The sequence below is a fragment of the Cellulomonas sp. P5_C5 genome (genome assembly GCF_054049655.1).
In genome coordinates this window covers 15,028-27,138 of sequence record NZ_JBFULY010000005.1, presented here as the reverse complement: position 1 = coordinate 27,138, position 12,111 = coordinate 15,028, and the positions used below count along the sequence as shown (strand labels likewise).

Genomic DNA, 12,111 nt, shown 5'->3' with positions numbered 1-12,111 from the left:
CGTCGCCTCCCGCCAGCCCGTGACCGACCCCTTCCGACGATGCAGGTCGCCGCGATGATCGAACGAGTCTCGGACCCTGCCGACCCGCGCCTGAGCGACTACGTCGACCTCACGGACGTCAGGCTCCGCCGCGTGCTCGAGCCCGCCGAGGGGCTGTACATGGCGGAGAGCTCCAAGGTGATCTCGCGCGCGCTCGAGGTCGGCCACCGGCCGCGGTCGATGCTGATGACCGAGCGGTGGTTGCCCGTCCTGGGCGGGCTGATCGAGGAGGCCGAGGCCCGGTTCGGTCCGCTGCCGGTCTACGTCGGGGCCGAGGAGGTGGTCGAGCAGCTCACCGGGTTCCACCTGCACCGCGGCGCGCTGGCCGCCATGCACCGGCCCTCGCTCCCGTCGATGGTCGACCTGGCGGCGGGCACGACCCGGCTCGCCGTCCTCGACGGGCTGGTCGACCACACCAACGTCGGAGCGGTGTTCCGCAGCGCGGCCGCCCTGGGCGTGGAGGGTGTCGTCCTGTCTCCCGACTGTGCGGACCCGCTGTATCGGCGTTCCGTGCGGGTCTCCATGGGCGCCGCGCTCACGCTGCCCCACACGCGCGCGCAGTCGTGGCCGGACGACCTCCACCAGCTGCAGGCCCAGGGCTTCGCGCTCGCCGCCCTCGCGCTGACCGACGACTCCGTGGACCTGGCCGACTTCGCCGACGCGTTGCCCGACCGCGTCGCGTGGATGCTCGGGTCCGAGGGCCACGGGCTGTCGGCTGTGGCGCTGGACGCGGCGGACGTGGTGGTGCGGATCCCCATGCAGCTCGGCATCGACTCGCTCAACGTCGCCGCGGCCAGCGCGGTCGCCTTCTGGGCGTCACGTCCGGTCGCGCGGCCCTGACGGCCGACGAGGACCTCGCGTCCGCTCGGAGGCGAGTGCCGCCTCGGTGCGTCGAGCGAGGTGAGACCACCCGCGGGCCGGGCCACAGTGACCCTCGGCAGTGGCCGCGTCAGGCTCGCTGTGCGTCGTCGCGGGGCAGTGTGTAGCGCAGGAAGCCGATGCTGCGCGACCACGTCTCCGCTCGGGCGTGCTGGGTGAGCACCGGGTCGCCGCCGAACCGGAACGTCACCCCGGGGCCCGGACCCTCGCTGGCCGTCGAGCCACCGGGTGGGCCCGCGACCATGTGCCCGACGGAGTCGAGGACGACGTTCGCCCACGGGTACGGATGGTCGGCCAGACGGTCGGCGGCGACGCGGTGGTACGCGGGGGAGTCCCACATCTGGTCGTGGCCCCCTGCAACGAGCAGCACCCCGCCGCGGATGCGCTCCACCGGGATGCTCACGAGGTCCAGCGCAGCAGGATCCGTCGGCAGTGCGGCGAAGGCGTCACGCAGTGCCACCGGTTCGCCCCGCTCGATGGTCTCCAGGAGCTCGGGGGCGACCTCGTACGGCAGGAACGGCAGCGGCTCTCCGCCGACGGTCCAGGCCGGTCCGGACGACTGCAGGATCGCGTCCAGCCGTCCCGCCCCGTAGTCGATGCCCTGCGTGACCACCCCGCTGCCGACGACGCTGACCACGGACCCGACCCGCTCGTCACGGCTGCCGACGAGCAGCGCCGCCTCGCCGCCGCGGGACCCGCCGAGCAGCCCGATCGAGCCCGGGGCGAACCCCTGCGCCTCGAGCAGGTCGAGCGCCCGCGTGAAGTACTCCAGAGGCAAGTCGACGAGGTCGGACGGCACCCCGGGGGCACCGAAGTAGGCCAGGGCGAGGGCCGCGAACCCCGCCTCGGCGAGCGCGACGGCGTCCCGCTCGTGCAGCCCGCCCTCGGACCCGCCGATCACGACGACCGCGCAGTCGGCCCCCGACGCGGGCCGCACCAGCACGCCCGCGATCCCGTGCGCGCGGCACACCGCGCGGTCCCTGATGACGCGCTGGGTCGTCCGGCTCATGACGCGGCCCCTACGGGAGCGCGAGCCCGTCGACGACCTCGACCCCGGGTGCTCCCGCCAGGAGAGCCCCGGGCAGCGCGATCTTCGAGCGGCGCACCCCGCTGCCGATGATGACGGTCGGCCCCGCGCCGGAGTCGTCGACAGCGACGCGGGCGTCCACCAGCACGCGGTAGCGAGCCGGGAGGCCGAGCGGGGTGATGCCCCCGTACTCCATCCCGGACTCCTCGACCGCGCGGTCCATCGGCAGGAACGACGCCTTGCGGACGTCGAGCAGCCGCTTGACCGTGGCGTTCACGTCGGCGCGTGTCGTGGCCCGCACGACGGCCGCGGCCACCCGCTCGTCACCCTCGCGGCGACCCGCGACCAGCACGCAGTTGGCGGACGCCTCGGGCGGCAGGCTGAACGCCTCGGTGAGCGCGGCCGTGTCCGCCAGGTCGGGGTCGATCTCCGTCACCAGGACGGCGTCGGCCACCCTCGGGTCCAGGGCGGACCAGGCCTCGATCGCGGCGAGCGTGGAGACGGCGAGCAGGTCGGGGCGGTCGAGCGCGCGGACCCACGTGAGCGTGCCGAGCGTCACGACCGGTCGGTCCCGACGAGCGGCCGCGGTGCGCTGGTGCGGACGACGGAGAGGAGGGCGAGGTTCACGGGCATGGCGACATCATGGCGCGCCGACGAGCGGATCGGGTGACCGGGTCGCGCACCGAGCGGAGGGAGCGAGCCGAACGGGCGGGGTCCACTAGCATCCCGCCATGACGAGCCCCGCCGCCGGCATCCCGGACGACCCCGACCTGGTCGCTGCTGTCGAGGACGCCCTGGCGACGGGTGAGTCGGCCAGGCCGTCCCTGCTGACGATGGCGCGCGACGCGGCGAGCAACGTCGGGGAGCTCGTCGTGAACGTCGCCGGGGTCGCCGGGGACGCGGTCGAGGTGCTGGACGCGCTGGCGCCGGTGGTCGCGGTGGTCGGGCGCACGGCGGGTGCGGTCGGCGACGCGGCGGGGGCCGTAGGTGAGGCTGTCGGCACGGTGGCCGGCGCGATCGGCGACGTGCTGTCCAGCATCGATCTCTAGCGGCAGTCTCCCGATCCCGGTGGGCCGGGGCGGTCGCCGAGGGTCACCGCTGGTAGGTCCCCACGAGGACCGCCCGGGCGAGCGTGTGGAAGAGCACGGCCGTGTTCGCGGCGCCCGGCATCGTGTCCGGTCCGAGCCCGAGCGACGGCACGTCGAGGGCGTGCACGACGAAGAAGTACCGGTGCACCTGGTCGCCGGGCGGGGGAGCGGCCCCCACGTACCGGGCCTCCCCGTCGTCGCCGCGCAGCGCGAACGCCCCGGCGGGCAGGTCCGCACCGGTGGCCAGCGAGGTGGTGGACGCGGGGACGTCGACCACGGTCCAGTGCCACCAGCCGGCGGGACCGGGGGCGTCCGGGTCGAAGCAGCTCACCAGGAACGACCGGGTGGCGTCGGGGAAGCCCTCCCACGACAGCTGGGGCGAGACGTTGCTCCCCGCGTCGGTGTTGGTGTGCACGTCGGGCAGGCGCTCGCCGTGCGCGAAGTCCGCGCTGGTCAGTGCGAAGTCGGGGACCGACGGGAGCAGCGAGTAGGGGTCGGGGGCGACGGGACGGGTGAGGTTCACGGCCATCGGGCCATCATGGCGCGGGGACCATCGGCTCGCTCGGGGTGGTCTCGGCCGCTGGGCTCCCGACGAGCGGCCGGGCGGGCAGGAGCCGGTCGAGGCCGACCAGGGCCAGGCCCAGCACGAAGAAGCCGACGCCGTAGATCAGCACGTTGAGCAGCAGCCCGCCGTAGCCCAGCTCGGAGACGTCGATGAAGCCGTACGGGTAGTCGCTGCCCGGGCTCAGCACGCCCCGGACCGTGGTGAACGCGCAGTACGCCACCGGGTAGAGCAGCCAGTACGCGGCGTTCCGGATGCGCAGGCTCCGGTGCGGGACCATCAGCGCGAAGTGCACGAACGCCGCGATCGGGGTCAGCCGGTGCACGATCTGGTCCCGGGTCAGGCCGAGCGCGACGATCTCCTCACCGGGAGGTGCCGGGTCCAGGATGAGGTAGGACACCAGCCCGGTGATGAGGATGAAGAGCGTCACCGCACCGAACAGCCAGGGTGCCGGCTCCTTGCGTCCGGCGAGCACCGCGACGCCGCCCCAGAGCATCACCAGCGCCAGCAGCAGGTTCGACTGGTTTGTGAAGTAGACGTAGTCCTCGAGGTCGAATGTCAGCCCGGTGCTGGGTGCCCAGAACAGGGCGAGCAGGCCGATCGCCGCCAGGGCGAGGCGGTAGATCCCGACGACGACGCGCATGACGTGCCTCTCTGCAGACGTTGTCCCGCGCCCGGCCACGCTGCCGGGCGACGTGAAACATAGCCGAGACCTGCGACGTCACGGTCGCTGGCACGCCGACGACCCGTGCTGTGCCCCCGACCGGGCGACCCCGGATTGACAGTGTCCGGAGTGTCAGCGTGTACTGAGATACTTCGAACAGATGTTCGATGAGGTCTCCGGGAGCACCCTCTCATCGGCTGATCGGGAGGAGGGTCGCATGGCCGTCGGCACCATGTCGCGCGAGGACCGGGCTGCGCTCGCGCGTGCTGCGCTCGCGCGCGCCGAGCAGCGCACGGGAGCGCGCAGCGTGCTGCGGCTCGGTGCCACCGCGGCCCCGGCAGAGCTCATCGGCCTGCCGGTCGCCGCCTCGGGAGAGGGGGTCGCCGCTCCCGCGCTGGTGGTCCTGCCGCACCCGCCCGAGGCCCCCGTCGAGCAGCCGACCACCGGGATCATCACCAGCGAACGCCCGCCGATGGCCGTCCCGCCGCCGCTGGCCCCGATCCTGCCCGAGGGGCTGCGCCGCGGCGGCACCACGGTGGTCACCGGGTCGACGTCCCTGGTGCTGGCCATGCTCGCGCACGCGTGCGCAGGCGGGGCGTGGGCGAGCGTCGTCGGCCAGCCCACCATCGGTCTGCTCGCGGCCGCCCAGGCGGGGGTGGCGCTCGACCGGCTGGCCGTCGTGCCGCGCCCCGGTCTCGAGGCGCCGACCGTGGTGGCTGCGCTGCTCGACGGCATGGACGTGGTGGTGGTCGGGCCCGAGGTCGTCCTGACCGACGCCGAGCGCCGCAAGCTGTCCGCGCGTGCCCGGGACCGGGGGTCCGTGCTGCTGTCGACCGTCGACTGGCCCGGCGCGGGTGTGGTGCTCACGGTGGAGTCGGGCCGGTGGACGGGGGTCGACGCGGGCGAGGGGCGGCTGCGCACGCACGAGATCCGGCTGGTCCGCACCGGCCGGGGCAGCGCCGCGGTGCCGCGCTCGCTCGACCTGACCCTGCCCCTCGGGTCCGCACCGGTGCCCGTCCCCGCGCAGCAGCAGGCGCCCGCACCGGGTCTGAGGCTCGTCGGATGAGCACCCGCACGACCGTCCTGTGGGTCCCGGACTGGCCGGTGGTGGCCGCCGCGACCTCCGAGGAGGTGCCGCCGCACGTGCCCACCGCGGTGCACGACGGCCGGCAGCTCACCGCCGTGTCCGCCGTCGCCCGGGCGGAGGGCGTGCGCCGGGGGATGCGGCGCCGCCAGGCGCAGGGGGTCTGCCCCGAGCTGGTGCTGCTGCCCGCCGACGACGCCCGGGACGTGCGGCTGTTCGAGCCGGTCGCGGCGGCAGCCGAGACCGTGGTGGCAGGCATCGAGGTGGTCCGCGCCGGGATGCTGCTGCTGCCCGCCGGCGGTGCCAGCCGGTACCACGGCTCCGAGGACGCCCTGGCGGAGAAGCTCATCGACGCGGTCGCCGCCGGCTCGGGCCACGAGTGCGCGGTCGGGACCGCGGACGGGCTCCTGGCGGCGGTGCTGGCCGCCCGGACCGGCGCGGTGGTCCCCCCGGGGTCGTCGGCCGCGTACCTGGCACCGCGGGCGATGGGTGAGCTGGTGCACGCGGCGGTCACCGACGACGCGGCCTCCGCGGTGGCCCAGCTGGTGGACCTGCTGCACCGCCTGGGGCTGCGGCAGCTGGGCCACCTCGCCGCACTGCCCCCCACGGACGTGCAGGCACGGTTCGGACGGCTCGGTGCGTGGGCGCAGCTGCTCGCGCGCGGCCAGGACGAGCGTCCGCCCGCGCGTCGTCGGCCCGAGGCGGACCTCGAGGTGGCCGCGGACCTGGACCCGCCGCTCGACCGGGTCGACTCGGCGACGTTCGCCGGGCGCCGGCTGGCGGAGGAGCTGCACGCGCTGCTCGTGCAGCACGCGGTGACCTGCGGCCGGCTGCAGATCGCCGCCCGCACCGACGAGGGCACCGACCTGGTGCGGACCTGGCGCACCGACCTCGGCGGCTGGGGCGGGCTGACCCCGGCACGGATCACCGACCGGATCCGCTGGCAGCTGGAGGGGTGGCTGGCCACGAGCGCGGTCGAGACGGCCCGGGCGCGCGTCGCCGACGACCCTGCCGCCCGCGCGCGCTCGAGGGTGGCTCGCGACGCCGTCGCGTCGGGCCGGGACCCCTGGGCGCACGACGACCTGCCGACCGACCCCTGGCCCGACGAGGACTCCCGCGCGGTCACCCTGGTGCACCTCGCGGTCACCGCCCTCGACGTCGCCCCGGCCGGTGCCGAGCAGGGGCGGCTGTGGGGTGGGCCGTCCGGCGGGGACCTGCGCGCGCACCGGGCGCTGGACCGGGTGCAGGGGATCGTCGGCGGGTCGGGGATCCTCGTCGCGACGCTGCAGGGCGGGCGCGACGTGCGCGACCAGGTGCACCTGCAGCCGTGGGGTGAGCAGACCGAGCCCGCGCGTCCCGTGGACCGGCCCTGGCCGGGCCGGTTGCCCGACCCCGCACCCGCGACGGTGCTGGACCCGCCCGAGCGGGTCGACGTGCGGGACGCGTCGGGGGCGCCGGTGGTCCTCGACGTGCGCAGCGGGATGTGCGGGGAGCCTGCATGGGTGTGGACGGCCGACGGCGGACGGCGTGCCGTCGTCGGGTGGGCCGGGCCGTGGCTGCTGAGCGAACGGTGGTGGGTCGCGGCCGACGACCGGCCGGGCCTGCGCGCGCACGTGCAGGTGACGTTCGACGACGGCCGCGCGGTGCTCCTGGCCTGCACGGCGGGCGGCTGGACGTGCGAGGCGACGTATGACTGAGCGACCGGCACCGTTCCCCCCGCGGTACGCCGAGCTGCACGCGCACTCCGCGTTCAGCTTCCTCGACGGCGCCAGCCAGCCCGAGGAGCTCGCCGCGGAGGCGTCCCGGCTCGGGCTGCGCGCGCTCGGGCTCACCGACCACGACGGGCTCTACGGCGTCGTGCGGTTCGCGCAGGCGGCCAGGGCGGTGGGGCTGCCGACCGTGTTCGGGGCGGAGCTGCACCTGCCTGCCCCCGACGGTCGCCGGCACCCTCGGGAGAAGGGCCAGGCCACCCCGGGACCGCCGGTGCTGGACCTGCCGACGGGCATCCCGGACCCGCGGGCGTCGCACCTGCTCGTCCTCGCCCGCGGGCCTGACGGCTACCGGGCCCTGTCCCGCGCGATCGCGGAGGCGCACCTGCGCACGGGCCGGAAGGGGGCGGCGGACTACCGGCTGGACGAGCTGGCGGCGACGGCGGCCGGGCAGTGGCTGGTGCTCACCGGCTGCCGCAAGGGGGCGGTCCGGCGCGCGCTCGCGGGCGGGGACCCGTCCGGGGTCGCCGGGGTGAGCGCGTCGGGGGTCGAGGCTGCGCGGACCGAGCTCGACCGGCTCGTCGCACTGTTCGGCCGTGACAACGTGGCCGTCGAGGTCACCGCAGCGGGCGACCCCTACGACACCGACCGTGCCGACGCCCTCGCGCACCTCGCGGCCGACGCCGGGCTCCCGCTCGTCGCCACCGGGAACGTGCACTACGCCACCCCGCGCGACGCCGACCTGGCGGCCGCGCTCGCCGCGGTCCGGGCCCGGTCGTCGCTGGAGGACCTGGACGGCTGGCTGCCCGCCGGACCGATGGCGCACCTGCGGTCGGCCACCGAGATGCTCGCGCTGCACCGCCGGCACCCGTCGGCCGTGGTGACCGCGGCGGACCTGGCCGACGAGTGCGCGTTCGACCTGTCCCTCGTCGCCCCGCAGCTCCCGCCCTACCCGGTGCCGACCGGCCACAGCGAGGCCACGTGGCTGCGTGAGCTGGTCCGGCGCGGCGCGCTGGAGCTGTACGGACCGCCGGAGGCGGAGAAGGTGCCCGGCGCGTACGCGCAGCTGGCGCACGAGCTCGACGTCATCGAGGACCTCGGGTTCCCGGGGTACTTCCTGGTGGTCTACGACCTGGTCGACTTCTGCCGGCGCAACGGGATCATGGCGCAGGGCCGCGGCTCGGCCGCCAACTCCGCGGTCTGCTACGCGCTGCGGGTCACCGCCGTGGACGCGGTGCGGCACGGTCTGCTGTTCGAGCGGTTCCTGGCGCCCGAGCGCGACGGGCCGCCGGACATCGACGTGGACATCGAGTCGGCACGCCGCGAGGAGGTCATCCAGTACGTCTACGAGAAGCACGGCCGGATGCACGCCGCGCAGGTGGCCAACGTCATCTCCTACCGGCCGCGGTCGGCGGTCCGGGACGCCGCGCGGGCGCTCGGCTACGACGCGGGGCAGCAGGACGCCTGGGCGCAGTCGATCGAGCGGTGGGGGAGCCTGCGACCGAACGTGCCCCCACCGCCGCCCGAGAAGCCGTCCTCCGGTCGTCGCCCGCGACCGCATGTCGGGCACACGGGTCCGCCGCCCGAGCCTCCGGCCACCGCGCGGGACGAGCGGCGTCGCCACCAGGCGTCGATGTGGGGGAACACGTGGGAGCCGCCGTCGGTGCTGCGTGCCCCGAAGGGTGTCGACACCCCGGGTCTGGTCACCGCGGACGGGCACGACGTCGTCCCGACGGTCCTGCCGCCGTCGGCCAGCGACCTCGACGAGATCCCCGAGCACGTCATCGACCTGGCGGACCGGTTCCTGCGCCTGCCCCGGCACCTCGGCATCCACTCGGGCGGGATGGTCATGTGCGACCGGCCGGTGATCGAGGTGTGCCCGGTGGAGTGGGCGCGGATGCCGGGTCGCACGGTGCTGCAGTGGGACAAGGAGGACTGCGCGGACGCGGGGCTGGTCAAGTTCGACCTGCTCGGCCTGGGCATGCTCACCGCGCTGCGTATCGGGTTCGGGTTCGTGCACGAGCACGAGGGCAAGGAGCTGGACCTGCACGGGCTGCCCGCGGAGGACGTGCAGGTGTACGACCTGCTCAGCGCCGCCGACACCGTCGGGGTGTTCCAGGTGGAGTCCCGCGCCCAGATGGGCACCCTGCCGCGACTGCAGCCGCGGACGTTCTACGACATCGTCATCGAGGTCGCCCTCATCCGCCCCGGTCCCATCCAGGGCGGCTCCGTCCACCCGTACATCGAGCGCGCGCACGGCCGTCAGCCCGTCACGTACCTGCACCCGCTCCTGGAGAAGTCGCTGGCCAAGACCAAGGGCGTGCCGCTGTTCCAGGAGCAGCTCATGCAGATGGCCATCGACGTCGCCGACTTCACACCCGCCGAGGCCGACCAGCTGCGCCGCGCGATGGGCTCGAAGCGGTCGACGGAGCGGATGGAGGCGATGCGGGGGCGGCTGATGTCCGGCATGGCGGGGCACGGGATCGACGAGAGGACCGGGCAGGAGATCTTCGAGAAGCTCCGGGCGTTCGCCGACTTCGGCTTCCCCGAGTCGCACGCGTACTCGTTCGCGTTCCTGGTCTACGCCAGCGCGTGGCTGAAGGTGTACCACCCGGCGGCGTTCTACGCGGGGCTGCTCGCGGCGCAGCCGATGGGCTTCTACTCGCCGCAGAGCCTGGCCGCGGACGCACGTCGGCACGGCCTGGAGGTGCTGCGCCCCGACGTGCAGGCGTCCGACGTGCAGGCGTGCGTGGAACGTCTTGGGCCGACGCCGGCCGGCGGGGAGCCGCAGCTGGTGCCGACGCCGAGCGGGACCGGTCCGGCCATCCCTGCGGGGGTGCGCACGGGGGACGGAGGGCGCTCCCTCGCCGTCCGGCTGGGGCTCTCGTCGGTCCGGTCGGTCGGGGAGGACGTCGCGCAGCGGGTCGTCGACGAACGCCGTGCGCACGGGCCGTTCTCCGACCTGCGCCAGCTGGTGCGGCGGGTGCAGCTCTCGACCACCCAGCTCGAGGCGCTCGCCACCGCCGGTGCGCTGGACAGCCTGGGGGTCACCCGTCGCGAGGCGCTGTGGGCGGCCGGGGCGCTCGCGCAGGAGGGACCCGACACCCTCCCGGGGGTGTCCGTCGGGGTCACCGCGCCGATGCTGCCCGGTCTGGACGACGTCGAGGTCGCGACCGCGGACGTGTGGGCCACGGGTGTCTCGGTCGACTCCTACCCGACCCAGTTCGTCCGCGACGGTCTCGACGCCGCCGGGGTGCTGCGGGTGGAGCAGGCGTTCCGCCACGAGATCGGGCGGCGGGTGGCCGTCGCCGGGGTCGTCACGCACCGGCAGCGGCCCGGCACGGCGGGCGGGGTCACGTTCCTGTCCCTGGAGGACGAGACCGGACTCCTCAACGTCATCTGCTCTGCCGGCCTGTGGCAGAAGTTCCGCAAGGTCGCCCGCACGTCCCGCGCCCTGGTGGTCCGCGGTCGGCTGGAACGGGCGGACGGTGCGACCAACCTGGTCGCGGAGCACCTGACCCCGATGTCCCTGAAGGTCAGGTCGGCGTCGCGGGACTTCCGGTGAGGTTCAGGACTGCTTGACGACCTCGTCGTCGTCGATCTCCTCGACGTCCTCGACCGGTTCGACGTCGTCGTCCGACTCGTCCTCGTCCATCGGCGGGTCCAGGGTGCGCAGCCGGGAGAAGATCGCCCAGCACACCGCCACCAGCGGCACGGAGATGACGGCGCCGAGGATGCCCGCGGTCAGGGTTCCGGCGGTGACCGCCAGCGCGATGACCACCGGGTGGATCGCCACCTGCTTGCCCATCACGATCGGCTGCAGGATGTGCCCCTCGAACTGACCGATCAGCGCGATGCCGATACCGACGATCGCCGCCGACAGCAGACCGTTCGCGGCCAGGGCCACGATCATCGCGATGACCATCGCCAGCGGGGCGCCGATCAGCGGGATGAACGCACCGATGAACACCAGCACGGCGAGCGGGGCGGACAACGGGACGCGCAGGACGCTCAGCAGGATGAAGGCCAGGGCGCCGTCGGTGACGGCGATGATCACCGTGCCGCGCGTGTACCCGGAGAACGTGTACCACCCGGCCCCACCGGCGGTCTTCCAGCTGTCCCGCACGCGCGTGGGGAGCTGGTTGAGGAACCAGGTCCACATCTCGCGGCCACGGGCCAGGAAGAACACCGTGCAGAAGATGGCCAGGGCCAGCGCCGTGAACACCTCGACCACCGAGCCGGCCCCCGCGGCAGCCTGACCGGCCAGGTCGCCCGCGTGCTCCTGCACCCACTTCTGACCGTTGCTGATCCACTCGGCGATCTGCTCGTTGGTGATGCTGAAGGGCAGCGACCCGTTCTCCAGGAAGTCGGTGATCTGGCCGATGCCGTCGCTGAACTGCTCGGTGAGGTCCGCCCATTGGTTGGCGATCGAGTAGCCCACGTACGTCAGCAGGCCGAGGAAGAACACGATCCCGCCGAGCAGCGCCAGCGCCGTGGCCAGCCCTCGCGGCAACCAGCGCGCCAGGAAGTCGACGACCGGCCGCAGGACCGCGGTGAACACGAACGCGAGGAACACCGCCACGAACAGCAGCTGGACCCGACCCGTGACGTAGAAGATCAGCGCCACCATCGCGATGACGACGAGCAGCCGCCACGAGGTGCCCGCCGCGCTGCGCAACCACCGCGGTGCCGTGTGCTCGGTGCCGTAGACGCTCGGGTTGCGCCGCGCACCGGCGACCTTCCGGGCCGTCGGGCTGGCCGGCGAACGGCCCGTCGAGCTGCTCGCGTCGGTCATCTGGCTCCCTGCATCACGGCCGAGGACGCCCGGGTCCCGGCGCCTGCGGCCAGTCTGCCCCCGGGGGCCGATGCGTGCCCGCCCGCCGCGCCGTGCTATCTTTTCTGCCGCACCTGAGGGCGCCTCCGGGTGCCCTGCGGTCCACCTGTCCGGGTGGCGGAATGGCAGACGCGCTAGCTTGAGGTGCTAGTGCCCGAAAGGGCGTGGGGGTTCAAGTCCCCCTCCGGACACTCGTTGAGACAGCGACGAAGATGCCCCTGATCT

10 protein-coding genes and 1 tRNA gene are annotated in these 12,111 nt (G+C 74.3%); 6 read left to right on the top strand and 5 right to left on the bottom strand.

What is annotated here, in order from left to right; all coding sequences use genetic code 11:
- Positions 1–54 precede the first annotated feature (54 nt).
- Positions 55–879 (top strand): TrmH family RNA methyltransferase, encoded by an 825-nt coding sequence (locus ACXJKF_RS06205; RefSeq protein ID WP_456786864.1) that lies wholly within the window; start codon positions 55–57, stop codon positions 877–879.
- A 109-nt stretch (positions 880–988) separates the two neighbouring features.
- Here the strand turns inward: ACXJKF_RS06205 and ACXJKF_RS06200 are convergent, their stop codons facing one another.
- Entirely contained in the window at positions 989–1,927 is a 939-nt protein-coding gene (locus ACXJKF_RS06200; protein ID WP_456786863.1) for an alpha/beta hydrolase, read from the bottom strand.
- A 10-nt stretch (positions 1,928–1,937) separates the two neighbouring features.
- Positions 1,938–2,504 carry a YbaK/EbsC family protein gene (locus ACXJKF_RS06195; protein WP_456786862.1) on the bottom strand — a complete coding sequence of 189 codons (567 nt, stop codon included), beginning with the start codon at positions 2,502–2,504 and terminating at the stop codon, positions 1,938–1,940.
- A gap of 172 nt (positions 2,505–2,676) precedes the next feature.
- Here ACXJKF_RS06195 and ACXJKF_RS06190 point away from each other — a divergent pair, with 172 nt between their 5' ends.
- Complete coding sequence (locus ACXJKF_RS06190) at positions 2,677–2,994, top strand: hypothetical protein (RefSeq protein WP_456786861.1); 318 nt, start codon at positions 2,677–2,679, stop codon at positions 2,992–2,994.
- A 43-nt stretch (positions 2,995–3,037) separates the two neighbouring features.
- On the opposite strand, the gene ACXJKF_RS06185 is transcribed toward ACXJKF_RS06190, so the two are convergent.
- Entirely contained in the window at positions 3,038–3,562 is a 525-nt protein-coding gene (locus ACXJKF_RS06185) for a YbhB/YbcL family Raf kinase inhibitor-like protein (RefSeq protein WP_456786860.1), read from the bottom strand.
- 7 nt (positions 3,563–3,569) lie between these two features.
- Positions 3,570–4,238, bottom strand: coding sequence for a Pr6Pr family membrane protein (locus ACXJKF_RS06180; RefSeq protein ID WP_456786859.1), 669 nt, complete (start codon positions 4,236–4,238; stop codon positions 3,570–3,572).
- Between the two features lie 238 nt (positions 4,239–4,476).
- Here ACXJKF_RS06180 and ACXJKF_RS06175 point away from each other — a divergent pair, with 238 nt between their 5' ends.
- From ACXJKF_RS06175 to ACXJKF_RS06165, 3 genes are read left to right on the top strand one after another with little or no spacing between them, the layout of a single operon-like run.
- Complete coding sequence (locus ACXJKF_RS06175; RefSeq protein WP_456786858.1) at positions 4,477–5,325, top strand: hypothetical protein; 849 nt, start codon at positions 4,477–4,479, stop codon at positions 5,323–5,325.
- Positions 5,322–7,040, top strand: a complete 1,719-nt coding sequence (locus tag ACXJKF_RS06170; protein ID WP_456786857.1) for a DNA polymerase Y family protein — start codon at positions 5,322–5,324, stop codon at positions 7,038–7,040. The genes ACXJKF_RS06175 and ACXJKF_RS06170 overlap by 4 nt, the downstream gene beginning before the upstream one ends.
- On the top strand, positions 7,033–10,617 hold the full coding sequence (locus tag ACXJKF_RS06165) for an error-prone DNA polymerase (protein ID WP_456786856.1): 3,585 nt from the start codon (positions 7,033–7,035) through the stop codon (positions 10,615–10,617). Before ACXJKF_RS06170 ends, ACXJKF_RS06165 begins: the two co-directional genes overlap by 8 nt.
- A gap of 3 nt (positions 10,618–10,620) precedes the next feature.
- Here ACXJKF_RS06165 and ACXJKF_RS06160 read toward each other — a convergent pair whose 3' ends face one another.
- Positions 10,621–11,847, bottom strand: coding sequence for an AI-2E family transporter (locus ACXJKF_RS06160; RefSeq protein ID WP_456786855.1), 1,227 nt, complete (start codon positions 11,845–11,847; stop codon positions 10,621–10,623).
- A gap of 147 nt (positions 11,848–11,994) precedes the next feature.
- Between ACXJKF_RS06160 and ACXJKF_RS06155 the strand changes: the two genes are divergently transcribed.
- Positions 11,995–12,077 (top strand) — tRNA-Leu (locus ACXJKF_RS06155).
- Positions 12,078–12,111 lie beyond the last annotated feature (34 nt).